Origin of the sequence: Bradyrhizobium sp. ORS 375, from assembly GCF_000239775.1 — a bacterium.
Classification (GTDB): Bacteria; Pseudomonadota; Alphaproteobacteria; order Rhizobiales; family Xanthobacteraceae; genus Bradyrhizobium.
Genome location: NZ_CAFI01000163.1, coordinates 1 through 18,338 on the forward strand (window position 1 = coordinate 1; position 18,338 = coordinate 18,338).

The window sequence follows — 18,338 nt, forward strand, 5'->3', positions numbered from 1 at the left end:
AGGCGCCAGCTCCGGCCGCGCCGCTGATCCGCGGCCTCGGGCCGCAGGCCGGTGCGGCGGCGCCGGTCTACGCGCTGGTGCGGTTCGCGCCGGATGCGCGGATGGCCGACATCACCGCGCTGCTGGACAGCTATCAGGCCTCGATCGTCGAGGGCGCCAAGGGCGGACTGTTCAAGCTGCAGCTCGGCAACCAGTCGCTGTCGAAGGCCGATGCCGATGCACTGATCGGCCGGCTCGCGCGCGAGCGGATCGTCAGCCTCGCGGTGCCAGCTCAGTAGTCCGGGCCGTCCGAGCCGCCATTCGGAGGCGTCATGCTGTTCGGCCTCGTCTCATCCCGCGGGTTGCTGCGCTCCGCCAGATCCCTCGTCGTCGCGGGCGCCGGCGTGGCGCTTGCGCTCGCGGGCGGAGCGACCGGCGCCTCGGCGCAGGCGATGATGCGCTCGCCCAACCTCAACATTCCGAGCCGCATCCCCAGCATGAATCCGAGCGCTGCCCTGCGCGCGCCGGGACCGGGCGCCGGCATCGCCGTGCGGCCCGCGCTGCCGACGGCGCGCTTCTCACCGAACCTGCAGACCTCTTGCAGCCCGCCTGACCGCACGACCTCAGGCGAATGCCTGAGGCGCCCGGTGACTGCCGATGGCGGATCGGTCAAGGCCACGGCGACGAACGGCAACGCAGGCAAGGGCAGGTCGACGACATCGGCGCAACGGCGCGAGCCCCCGGCCACGGCGGCCAGCGATCCGCGCATCATCGCCAATGAGCTGCTCGCCGAGATCGACGGCACTCTGTCCCCCGAGCAGACGGATGCGCTGGCCCGCCGTCATGGCCTGCAGCGCATCAGCTCGCAGAATTTCCCGCTGATCGGCGCCACCATCGGCCGTTTCCGGATCACCGACCGCCGCTCCTTCGACGCGGTCAGCCGCGCCTTTGGTGCGGATCGCAGCGTCCGTTCGGTGCAGCCGAACTACCGCTACGCCCTTCAGCAAGGAGCTGCGCCGACGGAGGGTGACCCGGCGCAATACGCGCTGGCGAAGCTGCGGCTGCCGGAGGCGCACAGGCTGGCGCAGGGATCGAACGTCACCGTCGCCGTGATCGATTCCGGCGTCGACATCAAGCATCCGGAGTTCGCCGATGCCGCGTTCGACACGTTCGACGCGCTCGGCAGCGATGAAGGGCCGCATGTTCACGGCACGGGCATCGCCGGCGTGATCGTGTCGCATGCACGGCTGATGGGCAGCGCGCCCTATGCGCGGATCATCGCTATCCGCGCGTTCGGCGTGAGCAAGAAGGGCGGCGGCCCGGAAAGCAGCTCCTATGTGATCCTCAAGGCGCTGGACTACGCGGCGCTGCATGGCGCGCAGATCGTCAACATGAGCTTCGCCGGCCCGAAGGATGCGGTGATCGAGCGTGCCATCGCCGCTGTCGCCGCGAAGGAGGTCGTGATGGTCGCCGCGGCCGGCAATGCCGGCGCGAAGTCGCCGCCGCTCTATCCCGCCGCCAACCCGAACGTGATCGCGGTCAGTGCGACCGACACCAAGGACCAGCTGCTGCCGGCCTCGAACCGCGGCAACTACATCGCGCTCGCCGCGCCCGGCGCCGACATCTTCCTGCCGGCGCCGGACGGCAAGTATCAGATCATTTCCGGCACCTCGTTCTCCGCGGCCTATGTCAGTGGGCTCGCGGCCCTGGTGCTGGAGCGCAATCCGGCGCTCAAGCCGGAGACGGTGCGCACGGTGCTGACCAGGACGGCGCGCGATCTCGGCTCGCCCGGGCAGGACGATCTGTTCGGGGCAGGGCAGGCGGACGCGTTGGCCGCGGTAGAGGCGGTCATGACGCCGCAGGACGGGCCGGCAGTCTCTGCCGCACCTGCGGGCGGACGGCCGCGCGACAAGGGACAGGACCCGGCGCCCGCGCGCGACCTGCGTCCGGCCTCAGCCGCCATTGCGACGGAGGATGCGCCAGCCAACGTGCTTCGGCCGGCGCAGCAATAGCCGTCAACGTTTTCGTGAACGTTCCAAAATTCCCGATCGCGCTTTGAACGTGTGCCCGGGCGGTCACGACAGAAGGTATGTGGGAGCGGTGATCCCCTCCCCAAGGCTATATGCGGCGCGAGCGCCCATCCACCCCAAGCGCCCAATATGGCTCGAGCCGTCCGGTTGTCCCCCCGGACGGCTCTTTCGTTTTGGGACGCGTCTTTTTGAGAATGGGCGATCCCGGAAACGGCGAGGCGCTCGGACCGGCCGCCATCTCGCCACCGCGGCAGATGATTGTTCGTCGGCGCAGGTGCTCGCGCGGGCGTTGCCGGAACGAGGTCGGACCCGCCGCATTACGAGCCGCGTCGTGACCTCGGATGCCGCTGTCCTCCCGGACAAGCCCGGCAGCGTCAACGCTTTGGCGGGCGCCGTTCCGGGCTAATTTCCGGGCGACTACGGTTTGGCCATCAAAGAACATGGCGTTAGCTAGACTTTGTTAACCTTTTCCACAAAATATTCACGTCACGTTGCGTTGATTCGTGCCGAGTGCGTCCGTCCCCTTTTTTGCGGGCTCTCCTATGACACATCGACTGGACGTGGCTTGCAGCCGCGAACTGGCTGCGCGCTGGTGCGCGCTCGCCGAAAGGCGCCTCGATCATCTCACCGAACTGTTCGACAGCGGCCGCTGGCGCCGCTATTACACCGAGCAATCGTTCATCGAGGACCTCCGCCACGCCAAGGCTGCGGTGCAGACCTGGAAGGCGCTGGCTGCCGGGGAGGTCGAGCCGGTCAGCATCGTGCCGAGCCAGACACCGGCCGCGATGGTGGCTGCGCCACCGCCGCTCGTGCACCGCGCCCAACCCGAGCCGATCGCCGCTCGCCCGGCCGTCCCTCATTCCGTCGAGCACCGTCCCATCGAGCTGCCGCGCTCGCTCGAAACCATCGTTGCGAATTCAGAGATCATCGTCGAGCCCGAGCCCGAGCCGCAGATCGAGCTGGCCGCGCAGGACCTGGAGCCTCTCGACTTCGTCGAATCCGGCGATGTGCCCGAAGACGACATCGCGCCCGACCTGGCCGACGCACCCTTGCGCATCGATATGTCGGCGCTCGAGCAGGCCTTGAGCATCGGCATCGAGTCCGACGCCGAGTACGATACCGAATACGACGAGCCGGTGGTCGACCTCGATGCCATCGAGCGCCGCTATCCGGCGCTGGCCGTCGCGTATTAGCGGGGCAACACGGTCCGACGCCAATCCTCTTTGCGGCGGGTCGATCTCATCACAGTCGAGATGCGGCTGTCCGTCTGCGGATGCGTTAGCACGATGCAGATCGCCTGATGCTTCGAGATCAGCAGCACATGTGCCCCGGACCGCCGATCTGGCGGATGGCTTCCAGGCCGTGACAGCCGTCACGGCGGCGTCGGCTTGTTGGTCCGTTCGGCCCTGAACTCCCGCGGCGAGCAGCCGAATTGGCGAGCGAACGCGCGATTGAAGGTCGAGATGTCGCTGAACCCGCTCAGAAAGGCGATATCGATGATCTTCATTGTGAACGCCCGCGGATCCGACAGCAGCGCGGCCGCCTTCCTGATGCGCTGCTCGCGGACATACCGTCCCAGCGACTGTCCCGATCGCTCGAAATCCTTGCGGATCGAGCTCACCGAAACGCCCAGAAGCCTGCTCAGCTTCTCCTCCGACAGTTGCGGGTCAGCGAGGTTTTCAGCGATATAGCGCTGGGCGTGGACAAGCCTTGCTGCTCCCAGCGACTCGTCATGCGCCGCCTCCCTGGCATGCGCCGACGGTCCCAGCGCCAACGCCACCAGCTCCGCGCTGTGCCGCGCGACCGTTCGCGCCAGCTGCGGCGGCAGCGCATCGTCGATCCGGCTCAGCGCGGTGACGTAGCTGATCAGCAGAGGCAGCGCGGGCGTGGACGGAGCGACGTAGCCGGCCACCATCGAATCCTCGTTGCGGACGAGATCGCGCAGCAGCGCGCGATCGATCACGAGGGTCAGCGCACGCCCCTCGCCGGGCTGCGCCGCGAAGCCGCCCGATGTCACGGTGTAGGCCTCGGCACTCAGGCTGGTGGCGGCGCATCCCTGCGCCGCGACGACGTCTCGTCCCGCCTGTGTCACGCGATAGCTGAAGCTGTCGAGAGGGATGTTGAGATAGAGATCGTCCCGGCCATTCAACGAGCCGCTGCCCGTCATGCCCATCTGCGAGGCATGCACCATGTTGACGGTCAGTCCAGGGATCAGCCACGCCTCTGAGCGGTAATGGGGGCTTGGACCCTCCGCGCCGAGCAACCGGATGGTCCGCCCGATGGGGCCGCTCAGCATCTCGCAGCACGCGTGCAGTCCTCCCGAGAGCGCGGAGCTCGAGATCGAGATGCGACGCGGGGAGACGGGAGACGACATGAGCAGCAATCCATCGAGCGAAGCGCCGTGATCGAGATCACGACATCGGAGCGTCCCCGGAGGATCCGGGCGCGGCCATTAGTAACAGCTTGGGCATGACGGGTTCAGCATGCCGCCAAGTCGAATCTCCGGCCAGCCAAGTCGTCCGATGCATGATGGTCGTCCGTTCTGGTTTAATGGTATTGCGACCGTAATCTATAGTCGCGAGACAGGTCCCGCATCGTGCCGCTCTCTGCGCCGACGCAAGATGGTGCGATCTGTCAAGTTTGCATAGTGCGTGATGTCATGAATGCTGAGAACTGGATTCGACCGTTCGGCATAGTGATTCCGGGAATCTGTAACGCTCCGGATCATGTCGATGACTCTGTCCTACCGTACCGCCTGCGACACCAGCGCCATTGCTCTGGCTCTCGTCGTGGGTGCGTCCTGCTGCGATCCCGTCCTCGCCGCCTGCACGGCGACGGGCACCAACCAGACCTGCACCAACACCGGCACCATGACGGGCGGTACCTTCGGCATTCAGGACAATGCCTTCCTCACCCTCACCAATGACGGCGGTACGATCTCCGGGCTCAGCCGCGGAGTCTACACGGTCGGCGATCTGTCGCTGCTCAATACCAATAATGGCGTGATCAACAGCACGGGAGCGGGAGTCACCTATGGAATCTATGTCGGCTCGGTCGGCGTCCCGGCCAATATCGTCTGGTTTCACAACGACGCGGGCAGCAGCATCCAGGGGGTGAATACGGGCGTTGCGGTCTGGGGCGGCATCCCGAATCCGGGGACGTTCGTCAATGCCGGCAGCATCTCGGGCGGAAGCTATGCAGGCATTGAGTCCGTCAACCTCAGCTACATCACCAACTCCGGCTCGATCGGCGGCGGCCAGTATGGCGTCGCGAGCGGTGCCGTCGATGTGACCAATACAGGCACGATCACCGGCACCAGCAATTCAGGCGTTTTCGCATTTGGCGGCGCGGCGACCGTGACGAACACCGGCGGCACCATCACCGGCGGTCAGTTCGGCGTCCGCAGCGACAGCGGTGACCTGTCCGTCAGCAACCTCGCCGGCGGCACGATCACGGGGACCGGCAATGCCGGCGTGTATTTCACGTCGAGCGCGGCGTCCACTTACAATGTCAACGTGAGCAATGGCGCCGGCGCGAGCATCGGCGGAGGGAAGGGCATCTATGCCATCAGCTCGGGCGGCGATGTGAACTTGACGGTCCTGAACAGCGGAACGTTGTCCGGGACGGACGTCAACAGCGGGGCGATCACCTATTCGGCAATTGGCGGCGGTGCCACGATCACGAACGGCGTGGGCGGCACCATCTCTGGTCCGGGTTACGGACTATACAATGCCGGCTCGTCCGGGATGACGACGGTCAATTCCGGGACGATCAGCAATGCCGGATATTCAGCCGTCGCGCGCCCCGCCATCTACTCGAACGGAGCGCTGACCGTCACCAACAATGCAGGCGGAACGATTACCTCCGACAACAACAACACCGTCATTTTCGGCAAGGGATCGAGCTTCACGATCGCCAATGCGGGGACGATCAGCCTGTTGTCCGGTACAGGTAATGTCGGCATCTACTATCAGGACATTCCCGGCACCGGCAGTGTGTCGCTGACGAACGCCGCCACCGGCACGATCAGCAGCACAGGTTACGGACTGGGGTTTGCATCCAACAACAGCGCGATGCCGGTCAATTTCGTCAATGCGGGAACGATCTCATCCTATGCCACGACGGTGGATGTCACCGGCCGCCTGACGCTGCAGAACACCGGCAGTATCACGAGCTCGAACGGCAACGTGACTGTCTTTGTTCAGAACGACGGGTCGACCATTACCAACTCCGGAACGATCTCCAACGCAGCCGGCAATCCCGCCATCCTGTACGCGATGGGCACGACCGGCCACACGCTCAACATCGATCCCGGTGCCAAATTCATCGGCGGCGTGGACTGGCAGAGCAACACGGGAAATATTATCCGCTATGGAACGGGCAGCTATACGACCCCGGTCCTCAACTACATGATCGCCGGAAACGCGATCAACCTGAACAATGCCAACCAGGTGCTGATCACCTCCGGCCTGAACGGAGCAGGAAACGGCAACATCGTCGTGACCCAGGCCGCGCCGATCACGAGCACCGCGGTCACGGCGGTGCTGCCCGATTTCACCCGTGCGGTGTTCGGCGCGGTCGGCGGCATTCTCGACAACAACATCGATCTGCCGCAGCGCATCGGCGCTGCCCCGGGCCATCAGCCGGCGTCGTCCGGCGCCGCGCCGCTGTCGTTCGCCCCTTCGGCTCAGGCCGGAGGCGACAGGAGCGCATTCGACATGGCGTTCAATTCGATCGACCGGTCCTCGCGGATGGTCCTGCCGCAGGGCACCAGCCGGGACGCCGAGGGCAATCTGGTCTGGGCGCGTGGCTTCGGCGGCACGCGCATCCAGCCGGCCACCGCGGCCGACGTAGGATCGGTGGCGACGCATTATGGCGCGATGGTCGGCTATGACCGCCGGGTGGACGCCTGGCGCGTCGGCGGCTTTGCCGGCGCGGGGCAGATGTCCGGGTGGATGAGCGACGGTTCGGGCAGGCTGCGGGCCGACCTGTATTTTGCCGGCCTGTACGGCCGGCGTGAGCTCGGCGCCGCCGTATTCGACGTGGCGCTTGCTTCCGGCGGACTCTCGGCCAACGCCACGCGCATGGTCAACGGACCGGCGGGCCCTGAGAGCGCGAATGGCGGCTTCGGCGGCTTCTTCATCGCTCCGGAAGTGTCGCTGGGCTATCGCTACGCGCTGTCACCGGCGGCGATGGTCACGCCCTATGTCAAGCTGCGCTACAACGGCACCTTCTCCGGCGGCTATACGGAACGGGATTCCTCGCAGAACGCCAGCTACGATGCTCGGGCGGTGCACATGCTGGAAGAGCGCTTCGGCGCGATCTTCGCCTATACGCTGACCGGCGCCAGCGGCCTGGCCACGCGGCTGTCGCTGAACGCCTCGGTGTTCGGCCAGCAGCGCATCGGCCCGCAGGGCTTTGGCGCATCGATCGCGGGCACCGGCTTCGTGGTGAACTACACCAATGCGACGAGGGTACCGGGAGGATCGGTCGGCGTCGGCTTCGACACGCAGCTGGGCCGGACGGTCGCGTTGTTCGGCTCGGCCGACGCCACCTTCACCGGCGATGCGGCCGCGGCCTATGCCGCGCGCAGCGGGCTCAAGGTGTCGTTCTGACAGGCCGCTCAGCTGCCGCGGACGGCGTTGCCGTTGACGACGATCTGCGCAAAGCGCTGTGCGCCGTCCTGCGTCAGGTCCGAGGTCACCGGCTTGATGTGATCGAGCCCGATCACCGCGCCGCGCGGCGTGCCGGAGATCATGTTGTTGCTGACGAGCGCCGTGCCGGCCCCCGGCACGACGGAGACGCCGACACCCGCCAGCGCGTTGCGGATGACGTTGCCGGAAATCACGACGTCGCGGAGATAGCGGCCCCAGCCGGCGACGATGCCGTAGGAGGGGGCGTTCTCGACCACGTTGCCGGTGACCGAGGAATCCGCCTCGACATAGATGCCGATGCCGGCGTCGTCGTCGGGCGCGGTTCCGATCGGCCGCTTCGGGATCAGGTTGCGGATAATGTTGCCCTGCACCACGGCGATGCGGCCGCCTTCGTTGAAGTTGCAGACGGAGACGCCGAACGCGGCGCCGTCGACCGTGTTGCCTGATATCACGGCGCCTTCGAATGAGAACTCCGAGTACAGCGCAACCTCGCGCACATCGGTCACGCTGTTGCCGACGATCTGGATGTTGGAGGCCGAGTTGCCGCGCACCGCCGAGTAGTCGCAATTCCTGATGCGGTTGCCTCGGACGATGATGTTGCCGGCGCGGAAGGCGTTGATGGCGTTGCCGTACTGGCCGGATCCGCCCGGGCCGGCCTTGATATCCTCGATGTGATTATCGAGCACCATCGAGCCGTCGTCGCCGACCGCCGTGCGCAGGATCTCGATGCCGTTGTCGCGCGTGGCCTTGATGGTGTTGCGCGCCACGACCAGCCCGAGTGCGTCGAACGACACGATCGCGGTGACCGCGATGTCCGTGATCACATTGCCGCTGACATCGCCCGAGACCTGCTCCAGCCAGATGCCGCTGCCGCCAGAGCGGGTGATCTCGCAATCGACGATCCTGACATCGTTGCCGGCGGCCACGTGGAGCAGGCCACGGCGCTGGGGCAGGGCGATGCCGCCGCCGTCGAGCGACAGGCCGGTGACGCCGAGACCGTCGGCACCTTCGCCAGAGAGTAATGACGGACCGCCGCCGGTGAAGACCAGCTTGGTGGCGCCGCGGACGCCGACCAGCTGGCTACCCTTGGCGAGCCGCAGCATGGATGTCTTGTAGATGCCCGGCGGCAGCGCCAGCGGCGCCTGCGCGCGCGCGGCCTCGTCGATCGCGCGTTGCAGCGTGCGGGTCTGGTCGTCGGGACTGTTCGGCTTGACGCCATATTGCGTGGCGTCGCGGCCGAGCGTCGCAATCAAGGGGGCGGCTCGTGCCGGCTCGCTCGGCAGCGCCAGGGCGCCAGCGGCGCCGGCCGCGGAGACCCCCAGCAGATTGCGGCGGTTGACGTCCATGATGTCAGGCTCGCGTTGGTCGGCTCTCGGTTTGAGATAACGCAAATGCGCTGACCGCCGGCTTCCGCGTAGCGTCGCAGGCGCTGTTTGTTGCGGGTAGGGTTAAATCTTTACCGGGGGGAGATCCCTGGGCAGTCACAGGTAAGGTCGTTGTCCGGCGGCTCGCTCGGTGCACCTCGCCCCGCTTGCGGGGAGAGGTCGGATTGCATCGAAGATGCAATCGGGGTGAGGGGGACTCTCCGCGAGGCCGGTATGCGCGGCTGCCCCTCACCCCAACCCTCTCCCCGTAAGAACGAGGAGAGGGAGCGCACCGGCTGCAAGGCGCGAGCTTGGGTCCCACTGATGAAGGAGCTGGTAACTAACTCATGGAGAGGTGAGCTCTAGTCCGATCGCTTCATCGGCGTGAAGCGCTTGGCTTGGGTGTATCCGATCAAGCTTGTTTTCGCGCCAGCTTCACCAGTTCCATCAGCATCGCCTCGCCGGCATCGACCAGCGCTTCCAGCGTGATGCGCGAGCTGCCGCGCGGCAAGACCGTGCCGGCGCGCGGCAGCGGGGGGATGTGGATGAAGGCGGCGAGCCGCGGACCGCCTGGCCCCCGCGTCGTCTCGATCGCGCGCCAGCTCAGGTAGTTGCAGAGATAGCTGCCGGCATCGCGCGACGGCCTTGCGTCGATGCCGGTGGCGCGGGCGGCGCGCAGCAGCCGCGCCATGTGCGGGCCGAACGGCATCGCATGCGCGCCGGGGACGATCACGCCCTTGCGCGCGACGTGGCGGTCGGCATCGGGGAACGTGGTGGTGACGGCGTTGCGGGCGCGGGTTTCGATGCGCAAGTAGGGGGTTCGTCCGGCGAGACCGAACATCAAGAGCGCGTGCGGCCGCCGCTCGGCGACCAGCTGCGGCAGCTCGCGATCGACGGTGCTGTAGGTGACGTGAAAGATGTGGCTGCTGATGTCCACGTCGTCCAGCGCCGGCCGGCGCAGCTCCGTGAGGCGCTTCACCAGCGGCATGGTCGGGTTGGACGGAGCGCCGGGGAACGGGCCAAAGCCGGTGATGAGAACGCGCAGCCGCTCGCTCAACTCAGCATCTCCGCCAGTTGCTCCGCCGCCAGCGCCGGCGCCACGCGGCCTTCGGCGACGTCGGTCTCGAGCTTCTTCACTTTGCTGCGAATGGATGGATCGGTGCGCAGCCGGGCCATCAGGCGCTGCTCCAGCATCGTCCACATCCATTTGACCTGCTGGTCGCGGCGGCGCGCGGCGAACTCGCCGGAGGCGATCATCGCCTTGCGATGCTCGAGCACCTTCTGCCAGAGCTCGGCGATCCCCGTGCCGGCCATCGCCGAATAGGTCACGACCGGCGGATGCCAATGCTCGGAGCGAGGCGCGAGCAGATGCAGGGCCCCGCGATAGTCGGCGGCGGTGATGTTGGCGCGCTTGACGTTGTCGCCGTCGGCCTTGTTGATCGCGATCATGTCGGCGAGCTCGACCAGGCCCTTCTTGATGCCCTGCAACTCGTCGCCGCCCCCGGGCAGCATCAGCGCCAGGAAGAAATCGGTCATGTCGCAGACCGCGGTCTCGGACTGGCCGATGCCGACGGTCTCGACCAGCACCACGTCGAAGCCCGCTGCCTCGCACAGCAGCATCGCCTCGCGCGTCTTGGCGGCCACGCCGCCGAGCGTGCCCGAGGAGGGCGACGGACGGATGAAGGCGTGCTCGTGATGCGACAGCCGCGCCATTCGCGTCTTGTCGCCGAGAATGGAACCTCCGGTGCGGGCCGAGGACGGATCGACCGCCAGCACCGCGACCTTCTGGCCCTGCTCGATCAGGTACATGCCGAGTGCGTCGATCGTGGTGGACTTGCCGACGCCCGGCGAGCCGGTGACGCCGACGCGGATCGCGTTGCCGGTCTGCGGCAGCAGCGCCTGCACCAGCTCGCGCGCGGCCGCCTGATGATCTGCCCGCCGGCTCTCCACCAGCGTGATCGCGCGTGCCAGCGCGGCGCGGCTGCCGCTGCGGATGGCATCGGCCAGGGACGTGGTGTCGGGCGAGGAGGCGGAGCGGGCGGACATGCGGCGGTTATAGCGGAAGCGGGCCGCCGGGCCAGCTAGTTATCCTCGGCATCCCCCTTCGGCCGGTGGCCTGCGAAGATCGCCTGACCCTCCGGCGAGAGATACGGCTTCAGGGTCTCCCACGGTACGAAAGCAACGTACTGGCCTTCGGCATAGGGCCCGACGGCGTAGGGCGGATAATGGAACGTCAGGCCAGAGCTCTTGCCGGCGTCCGTGGAGGGAGCGAGCGTCACGGCGCCGATCTTGAGCAGCTTCGGCTCGAGTCCCTTGAACCATTCCGCGGTGGCCGTTTCCGTCGCATCGCGCTTCTTCTTCTCGGCCTTCAGCGACGTGATGACCCCCGCCAGCATGGCTTTCAGCGCCGGTCCGTTGTCGGCGGTCTCGGTGAAGAACGGACGGATGCTGATCGGCTTGGCGGACGCCTTGTCCCAGAGGATGGTGTTGACGTCACTGTTCGGATGCGCGCCTCCGGTGTTCATGTAGTCGTCCCTGACGATGCTGATATAGCGGTCGGCGACCACGGAGCGGACGGCGTATTTGCGCTCGAACGACCATTTGCCGTCGCGGAACGCCTGCGGGTCCTCCTTGCGCTCCTTGGCGGCGTCAGCAGCGTTCTTGTCGATCCATTTCTTGCCGTCAGCGAGGCAATAGGCTGACAGCGGAGCGTCCGCCTTGATCTGGGAATCGAGCGTAACGTTGGCCTCGATCGCCTTGGAGTTGATGGTGGCGTCCGGCTTGGGCTCGGCGGCGAAGACGGGAGATGCGGCGAGGAGGCCGAGCAGGGCGGCAAGGCGAAGCGTGGAAAGGCTCATGGCGATTGGAATCCAGTGTGTGGAAATGCGTATCGCTCGGGGGCACGCAGGTTCATGACCGCAAACGAATCGGCGCGCGATCGAGAGACCGCGCGCCGTCGGTGATGCAGGAATGTCGACAGGCTACTCCGCCGCCTCGCTGTGGCCGAGCCGCGCGTTGAGCTTGTGGATCAGCTCCTCGGCGGCGTCGGCGATCACGGTGCCCGGGGGGAAGATCGCCTCGGCGCCGGACTTGTACAGCGCGTCGTAATCCTGCGGCGGCACGACGCCGCCGACGATGATCATGATGTCCTCGCGGCCCTGCTTCTTCAGCGCGGCCTTCAGCTCGGGCACCGCCGTGAGATGCGCGGCGGCGAGCGAGGAGACGCCGAGAATGTGGACGTCGTTCTCGACCGCCTGCCGCGCCGCCTCGTCGGCGGTGGCGAACAAGGGCCCGATGTCGACGTCGAAGCCGATGTCGGCGAAGGCGGACGCGATCACCTTCTGGCCGCGGTCGTGGCCATCCTGGCCGATCTTGGCGACGAGGATGCGCGGCCGGCGGCCCTCGGCTTCCTCAAACGCCTCGATCAGCGCCTGCAGCTTCTCGGTCTTACCAGACATCGAGGCGACCTCCCGCTTGTAGACGCCGGTGATGGACTTGATCTCGGCGCGGTGGCGGCCGAACACCTTCTCCAAAGCGTCGGAGATCTCGCCGACGGTGGCCTTGGCGCGCGCGGCGTCGATCGCCAGTGCCAGCAGATTGCCGTTGCCGTCGCCGGCCGAGCGCGTCAGCGCCGCCAGCGCCGCATCGACCTCGGCCTGCTTGCGTTCGGATTTCAGTCTGGAGAGCTTGTCGATCTGCAGCCGGCGCACGGTGGAATTGTCGACCTTGAGCACGTCCAGCGGCGGCTCGTCGGTCGGCTTGTATTTGTTGACGCCGATCACCGACTGGCGGCCGGTGTCGATGCGCGCCTGGGTCTTGGCCGAGGCCTCCTCGATGCGCAGCTTCGGCACGCCGGCCTCGATGGCCTTGGCCATGCCGCCGAGCTCTTCGATCTCCTGGATGTGGCCCCAGGCCTTGGCGGCGAGATCGCGGGTGAGGCGCTCGACGTAGTACGAGCCGCCCCAGGGATCGATGATCCGGGTGGTGCCGCTCTCCTGCTGCAGGAACAGCTGGGTGTTGCGGGCGATGCGGGCGGAGAAGTCGGTCGGAAGCGCCAGCGCCTCGTCGAGCGCGTTGGTGTGCAGTGACTGGGTGTGGCCCTGCGTCGCCGCCATCGCCTCGACCGCGGTGCGCACCACGTTGTTGTAGACGTCCTGCGCGGTCAGCGACCAGCCCGAGGTCTGGCTGTGCGTGCGCAGGGAGAGCGAGCGCGGGTCCTTCGGATTGAACGGCTTCAGCAGCTTGGCCCACAGCAGCCGGGCAGCGCGGAGCTTGGCGACCTCCATGAAGAAGTTCATGCCGATCGCCCAGAAGAACGACAGCCGTGGCGCGAAGCGGTCGACGTCGAGGCCCGCCGCGATGCCGGCGCGCAGATATTCGACGCCGTCGGCCAAGGTGTAGGCGAGCTCGAGGTCCTGCGTCGCGCCGGCCTCCTGCATGTGATAGCCGGAGATCGAGATCGAGTTGAATTTCGGCATCCGCTGCGACGTGAAGGCAAAGATGTCGGAGATGATCCGCATCGAGGGCGACGGCGGATAGATGTAGGTGTTGCGCACCATGAACTCTTTCAGAATGTCGTTCTGAATGGTGCCCGACAGCTTCTCCGGCGGCACGCCTTGCTCTTCGGCGGCCACGACGAACAAAGCGAGGATCGGCAGCACCGCGCCGTTCATGGTCATCGACACGCTCATCTGGTCGAGCGGGATGCCGGCGAACAGGGTGCGCATGTCGTAGATGGAATCGATCGCGACACCGGCCATGCCGACGTCGCCGCCGACGCGGGGATGATCGGAATCATAGCCGCGATGGGTGGCGAGATCGAACGCGACCGACAGGCCCTTCTGGCCCGCGGCGAGGTTGCGGCGGTAGAACGCGTTGGAGTCCTCGGCCGTGGAGAAGCCGGCATACTGCCGGACTGTCCAGGGCTGGTTGACATACATGGTCGGGTAGGGGCCGCGCAGATAAGGCGCGGTGCCCGGCCAGGTGTCGAGGAAATCGATGCCGGCGAGATCAGCCTCACCATAGGCCGGCTTCACCGGAATGCCTTCGGGCGTCAGCCACGGTTCGGCGGCGCCGGCCGGAGCGGGTGCGGCAGTCGGCTCGAAAGCGACGGCGCTGAAATCAGGAATGCGGCTCATGGCCTCGTGTCCTCAACGTCTCAATCATGATCCGGATGCTGATGGCTGACGATGCGCGCCATCTTTTCCGGTCCGTAGTTCTGCTGCGTGGTCTGGCTCGGCAGATTGGCGATCGCGACGACCCAGCCGAGGCGGGATTCCGAGCCGAACTGCCGCGTCGGTACGACGCGGTCGGGGCGGTCGAAGGTCCCGGTCATGATCTCGATCCGCGGCCCGTCGATGCCGCCAAAGCCGAGCGGCGTGCCGCAGGCGGGGCAGAAATAGCGGTCGGCAATCGAGGAGGAGCGGAACGTTCCCGGCGTGCCGCGCGTCCAGGCGAAATTCTCGCGGTTGACGTCGGCGAAGGACGCGAACGGCGCGCCCGAGGCCTTCTGGCACATCCGGCAATGGCAGATGCTGACGCGGGTCGGCGCCGACATCAGCGCGTAGCGGATCGCGCCGCATTGGCAGCCGCCGGTGAGGACGGGTTTGCTGGCCTCGGTCATGCTCACTCCAGATGCGTGTAGGCGTCTTCGAGCGTTGTCAGCGCGTTGCCGCCGGCGAACACGAAGCTGCCGATTCCGGCCTCGCGGAGCTGAGTCTCCTGCTCGCCGCCGCGGCCTGCCAGATAGATATGTCGCGCGCCGGCCGCTTGCAGGGCCTTGGCCGTGGGAACCGCAGCGTCGGCATAGACCTTGTCGGATGAGCAGAGGCAGACGATCGCGGCACCCGACGCGCGGTACGCCTCCGCGAGCGCTGCCGGATCGGAGCCGCCCTGGCCATCGATCGCGGCGATGCCGCCGGCCTCGAAGAAGCTGCGGGCGAAGGTCGCGCGCGCGGTGTAGTCGGCGGCGGTGCCGAGATTGGCGAGGAAAACCTGGGGGCGCTGGCCCTTGCTCTTGAGCAGCGCGTCCGAGCGGTCGCGCAGCTTCTCGAAAGCGTCGGCAAGACGGAGGGGTGTGAGCGGCGCGAAGCTGAGCGCAGCCTTGGGCGGCGAGGGCGAAGCCAGCGGCGCGACCGCTTCGACCGCCACCTCGGCCTCGTTCAAATTCGGAAACTCGCTGGCGCCGGTCAGCACGTCGCGCCGCCTCGCGATATTGGCGTCGCGCGCCTGTTTCACCGCGGCGACCTTGGATTGGATCAGGCCGGCCTGCAGCGCGGCCACGACGCCGCCGGCCTTCTCGATGTCCTGGAACAGCGCCCAGGCGGTGGTGCAAAGCTCCGTGGTCAGCGCCTCGATGCCGCCGGCGCCGGCGGCGGGGTCGGCGACGCGGGCGAGATTGCTTTCCTCCAGCAGCACCAGCTGCGTGTTGCGGGCGACGCGGCGCGCGAACGCATCGGGCAGGCCGAGCGCGGCGGTGTGCGGCAGCACGCTCACCGCGTTGGCGCCGCCGAGGCCAGCGGCGAAGGTCGCGATGGTGGCGCGCAGCATGTTCACATAGGGATCGCGCCGGGTGAGCATGCGCCACGCCGTCTCGCCGGAGATGAAGAGCGGCTTCGGCTGCAGACCGCAGGCCTGCTCGATGCGCGCCCACAACCGGCGCAGGCTGCGGAATTTCGCCAGCGTGAGGAACTGATCGGTGTCGGCCGCGAGCCGCGCGTAGATCAGGCCGCGCGCGGTCTCGAGCGCAATGCCGCTGGACTCGAGCGCGCGCAGATAGGCGACGGCGGAGGCGAGTACGAAGGCGAGCTCCTGCGCCTCCGAGCCGCCGGCGTCGTGCACGACGCGGCCATCCGCGGCGAGGAAGGGGCCTTTGAAGCCGGCGTCGTGCAGCTGCTTGACGAGCGAGCCGGAGCTGCTTGCGAGCGTCGAGGCATCTTGGCTGCTCGCGCCGCGGCTGGCCGCGTCGCCGATCGGATCGAGGCCGAAGCGGATATCGCAGGCGGCGGGCTGAACGCCGCGCCGCTTGACGTAGTCCGCAAGCAGCGCGGCGGCAGCAGCGTCACCGGCCTGCAACTCGATTGCAATTGCAGCATCGAGATGCACGCCATCGAGCGCGCACGTTAGCGCCTCGGCGGTGGCGGCGAGTCCAAAACCGTGGGCGGCGTTGGCGCCGGCGAACACCAGCGTCAGCCCGGTCGCGCCATTCTCGAGATCGAGCAGCGCCTGCGCATTGGCCTTGGCCGGATCGGGATGATCGACGCGCTGCATGATCTGCCACGCCGCCGCCGGAGCGCGGCCGGCCACCGGCGCCGCAGCCTTGGCGCGCGGGTAGATCGGCTGGATCTTCAGCCCGTCATAGGTCTTGCCGACCAGCTTCTCGAACGCCGCCCCCTTCAACACGCCATCGACCAGCTTGCGCCAGTCCGCTTCGCTGGCCGGCGCAAAATCGGCGGCCAATCGCAGCTGTTCGGTGTCGGTGGTCATGCGGCCCGTGTCTCCCGGAAGCGTCTGTTATGGCGATGATTGTGGCGCAAAATGCCACGTCGCGACCGCCAAGCCAAACGGTTGTTTCGTAGGGGACGTCAGCTATTCGGCTGAGGGCAGCGGCTGGATTCCGTCGCGCGAAACGCCGCGCAGCGCCTCACACACCCGGCGGCCGGAAATCCGGCGCTCGGGGACGATCTCGGCGAGCGGCACCAGCACGAAGCCCCGCTCGAACAGGCGAGGATGCGGCAAGATGAGATCGGGTGTGTCGAGCGTCACATCGTCATAGGCGATGAGGTCGAGATCGAGCGTGCGCGGACCCCAGCGGGTCTCCCGCGTGCGGTCGCGGCCGAACAGGCGCTCGACGTCGTGCAGGATGGTGAGCAGCGGATGCGGCGCGACCGACGTCTCCACCGCGATGCAGGCGTTGACGAACGGGGGCTGCTGCACCTCGCCCCAGGGCGGAGTGATGTAGTCGGAGGAGCGCGCCACCAGCACGGCTTCGGCGCGTCGGCAGATCTCGGCGATCGCCTGCACGAAGGTGGCCTTGACGTCGCCGACATTGCCGCCGAGGGCGATCAGCGCGCTGGCCATCGGACTACGGATGTCGCGAGCGCGTCAGCACCACGCCGACATCCTCGAAGATGGCGGCGATCGGCGCATGCGGCTTGTGCACGGTCACCTTGACCGCGCGGATGCGGGCGAATGTCGACAGGATCGCGTCGGCGACCGCACCGGCGGCGCGCTCGAGCAGGCGGTAGTTCACGTCCTTGAACGCGGCGGTCGCCGTCTCCACCACGTCGGAATAGGACACGGTGTCGGCGAGCCGGTCGCTGCGCGAGGAGTCCGACAGGTCGGTGTAAAGCTCGAGATCGATCACGAAGCGCTGACCGACCTCGCTCTCATGCTCCATCACGCCGTGACGCGCATGAATGAGGACGCCTTTGATGAAAATGGTATCGGTCATCCCAGAGCCTCGATTGCCGCTGCCACGCGCACGGCCTGAACCGTTTCGGCGACGTCATGCGCCCGGATGATCGCAGCACCGCGCTGAGCCGCGATCAGATGTGCTGCGATCGATCCGCCCAACCGCTGGTGCGGCTCGGATGTCACGACCGAGCTGATGAAGCGCTTGCGCGAGGCGCCGACCAGGAGCGGCAGGCCGAAGCGCGCGAAGGCGTCGAGCCGCGCCAGCGCCCGCATGCTCTGCTCGGCGGTCTTGCCGAAGCCGATGCCGGGATCCAGCACGATGTTGCCCTCGGGAATGCCGGCCTTGGCCGCGATGTCGAGCGAGCGCGCGAAGAAGCGGAGCATGTCGTCGATGATGTCGATCTCCGGATCGACCGCCGCGCGATTGTGCATCACCACGATCGGGACACGATGCGCGGCAACCACCTCGGCCATCTCCGGATCGCGCTGCAAGCCCCAGACGTCGTTCGCGATCTGCGCACCGTGCCGGAGCGCATGGCCGACAATCTTGGATTTCATGCTGTCGATCGACACAGGCACGCCGAGTGCGACGATCGCGGGCAGGACGGGTTCGAGCCGCGCCAGCTCTTCCTCGGCCGAGACCGGCTCCGCGCCCTTGTAGGGACGGGTCGACTCGGCGCCGATGTCGATGATGTCGGCGCCCGCCGCGATCATTGCCCGTGCCTGTTCGAGCGCGCGTTCCGGCGCATTGAAACGGCCGCCGTCGGAGAACGAATCCGGCGTGACGTTCAGGATGCCCATCACCGCCGGATACGGACGTGCCAACCATGCCCGCAGCAGCGGGTGGCTCGCGGCGAGGTCCGGGGCGGAGTGCGGCAAGGTTGCGCTCATGGCCG

14 protein-coding genes and 1 pseudogene are annotated in these 18,338 nt (G+C 67.2%); 4 read left to right on the top strand and 11 right to left on the bottom strand.

Annotation, left to right across the window (positions count from 1 at the left end; translation table 11 throughout):
• The 3 genes and pseudogenes from BRAO375_RS13980 to BRAO375_RS13990 all read left to right on the top strand — a co-directional run.
• Window positions 1–278 (top strand): annotated as a pseudogene (locus BRAO375_RS13980) (hypothetical protein); the annotation flags it as partial.
• 33 nt (window positions 279–311) lie between these two features.
• Window positions 312–1,991, top strand: coding sequence for a S8 family serine peptidase (locus tag BRAO375_RS13985; protein WP_009028124.1), 1,680 nt, complete (start codon window positions 312–314; stop codon window positions 1,989–1,991).
• A gap of 578 nt (window positions 1,992–2,569) precedes the next feature.
• Entirely contained in the window at window positions 2,570–3,202 is a 633-nt protein-coding gene (locus BRAO375_RS13990) for a TIGR03809 family protein (protein ID WP_244423189.1), read from the top strand.
• 179 nt (window positions 3,203–3,381) lie between these two features.
• On the opposite strand, the gene BRAO375_RS13995 is transcribed toward BRAO375_RS13990, so the two are convergent.
• The gene (locus BRAO375_RS13995; RefSeq protein WP_244423190.1) at window positions 3,382–4,383 is read right to left on the bottom strand and encodes a helix-turn-helix domain-containing protein; all 1,002 of its coding nucleotides are present in this window, start codon (window positions 4,381–4,383) and stop codon (window positions 3,382–3,384) included.
• A 358-nt stretch (window positions 4,384–4,741) separates the two neighbouring features.
• Between BRAO375_RS13995 and BRAO375_RS14000 the strand changes: the two genes are divergently transcribed.
• The gene (locus BRAO375_RS14000) at window positions 4,742–7,624 is read left to right on the top strand and encodes an autotransporter outer membrane beta-barrel domain-containing protein (RefSeq protein WP_009028128.1); all 2,883 of its coding nucleotides are present in this window, start codon (window positions 4,742–4,744) and stop codon (window positions 7,622–7,624) included.
• An 8-nt stretch (window positions 7,625–7,632) separates the two neighbouring features.
• Here the strand turns inward: BRAO375_RS14000 and BRAO375_RS14005 are convergent, their stop codons facing one another.
• The 10 genes from BRAO375_RS14005 to folP form a co-directional block, all read right to left on the bottom strand.
• A complete protein-coding gene (locus tag BRAO375_RS14005) occupies window positions 7,633–9,009 on the bottom strand; it encodes a TIGR03808 family TAT-translocated repetitive protein (protein WP_009028129.1) in 1,377 nt (458 codons plus the stop codon).
• Window positions 9,010–9,439: 430 nt separating this feature from the next.
• The gene (locus BRAO375_RS14010) at window positions 9,440–10,084 is read right to left on the bottom strand and encodes a pyroglutamyl-peptidase I (protein WP_009028131.1); all 645 of its coding nucleotides are present in this window, start codon (window positions 10,082–10,084) and stop codon (window positions 9,440–9,442) included.
• On the bottom strand, window positions 10,081–11,073 hold the full coding sequence (meaB, locus tag BRAO375_RS14015) for a methylmalonyl Co-A mutase-associated GTPase MeaB (protein ID WP_009028132.1): 993 nt from the start codon (window positions 11,071–11,073) through the stop codon (window positions 10,081–10,083). The genes BRAO375_RS14010 and meaB overlap by 4 nt, the downstream gene beginning before the upstream one ends.
• A gap of 35 nt (window positions 11,074–11,108) precedes the next feature.
• A complete protein-coding gene (locus BRAO375_RS14020) occupies window positions 11,109–11,885 on the bottom strand; it encodes a DUF3298 and DUF4163 domain-containing protein (RefSeq protein WP_009028133.1) in 777 nt (258 codons plus the stop codon).
• A gap of 123 nt (window positions 11,886–12,008) precedes the next feature.
• Window positions 12,009–14,165, bottom strand: a complete 2,157-nt coding sequence (gene scpA / locus BRAO375_RS14025; protein ID WP_009028134.1) for a methylmalonyl-CoA mutase — start codon at window positions 14,163–14,165, stop codon at window positions 12,009–12,011.
• A gap of 20 nt (window positions 14,166–14,185) precedes the next feature.
• Window positions 14,186–14,650 carry a GFA family protein gene (locus tag BRAO375_RS14030; protein ID WP_009028135.1) on the bottom strand — a complete coding sequence of 155 codons (465 nt, stop codon included), beginning with the start codon at window positions 14,648–14,650 and terminating at the stop codon, window positions 14,186–14,188.
• Between the two features lie 2 nt (window positions 14,651–14,652).
• On the bottom strand, window positions 14,653–16,512 hold the full coding sequence (locus BRAO375_RS14035) for a methylmalonyl-CoA mutase family protein (protein ID WP_009028136.1): 1,860 nt from the start codon (window positions 16,510–16,512) through the stop codon (window positions 14,653–14,655).
• A gap of 102 nt (window positions 16,513–16,614) precedes the next feature.
• Window positions 16,615–17,106, bottom strand: coding sequence for a 2-amino-4-hydroxy-6-hydroxymethyldihydropteridine diphosphokinase (folK, locus tag BRAO375_RS14040; protein ID WP_009028137.1), 492 nt, complete (start codon window positions 17,104–17,106; stop codon window positions 16,615–16,617).
• Between the two features lie 4 nt (window positions 17,107–17,110).
• Window positions 17,111–17,479, bottom strand: a complete 369-nt coding sequence (folB, locus tag BRAO375_RS14045; RefSeq protein WP_009028138.1) for a dihydroneopterin aldolase — start codon at window positions 17,477–17,479, stop codon at window positions 17,111–17,113.
• A complete protein-coding gene (gene folP, locus BRAO375_RS14050; protein ID WP_009028139.1) occupies window positions 17,476–18,333 on the bottom strand; it encodes a dihydropteroate synthase in 858 nt (285 codons plus the stop codon). The genes folB and folP overlap by 4 nt, the downstream gene beginning before the upstream one ends.
• Window positions 18,334–18,338: the final 5 nt, after the last annotated feature.

Bases quoted from the DNA above. Each gene is read 5' to 3' on its own strand.
- BRAO375_RS13985 (WP_009028124.1), top strand. From the start codon at position 312: ATGCTGTTCGGCCTCGTCTCATCCCGCGGGTTGCTGCGCTCCGCCAGA.
- BRAO375_RS13995 (WP_244423190.1), bottom strand. From the start codon at position 4,383: ATGTCGTCTCCCGTCTCCCCGCGTCGCATCTCGATCTCGAGCTCCGCG.
- BRAO375_RS14000 (WP_009028128.1), top strand. From the start codon at position 4,742: ATGACTCTGTCCTACCGTACCGCCTGCGACACCAGCGCCATTGCTCTG.
- BRAO375_RS14005 (WP_009028129.1), bottom strand. From the start codon at position 9,009: ATGGACGTCAACCGCCGCAATCTGCTGGGGGTCTCCGCGGCCGGCGCC.
- meaB (WP_009028132.1), bottom strand. From the start codon at position 11,073: ATGTCCGCCCGCTCCGCCTCCTCGCCCGACACCACGTCCCTGGCCGAT.
- BRAO375_RS14020 (WP_009028133.1), bottom strand. From the start codon at position 11,885: ATGAGCCTTTCCACGCTTCGCCTTGCCGCCCTGCTCGGCCTCCTCGCC.
- scpA (WP_009028134.1), bottom strand. From the start codon at position 14,165: ATGAGCCGCATTCCTGATTTCAGCGCCGTCGCTTTCGAGCCGACTGCC.
- BRAO375_RS14030 (WP_009028135.1), bottom strand. From the start codon at position 14,650: ATGACCGAGGCCAGCAAACCCGTCCTCACCGGCGGCTGCCAATGCGGC.
- BRAO375_RS14035 (WP_009028136.1), bottom strand. From the start codon at position 16,512: ATGACCACCGACACCGAACAGCTGCGATTGGCCGCCGATTTTGCGCCG.
- folK (WP_009028137.1), bottom strand. From the start codon at position 17,106: ATGGCCAGCGCGCTGATCGCCCTCGGCGGCAATGTCGGCGACGTCAAG.
- folB (WP_009028138.1), bottom strand. From the start codon at position 17,479: ATGACCGATACCATTTTCATCAAAGGCGTCCTCATTCATGCGCGTCAC.
- folP (WP_009028139.1), bottom strand. From the start codon at position 18,333: ATGAGCGCAACCTTGCCGCACTCCGCCCCGGACCTCGCCGCGAGCCAC.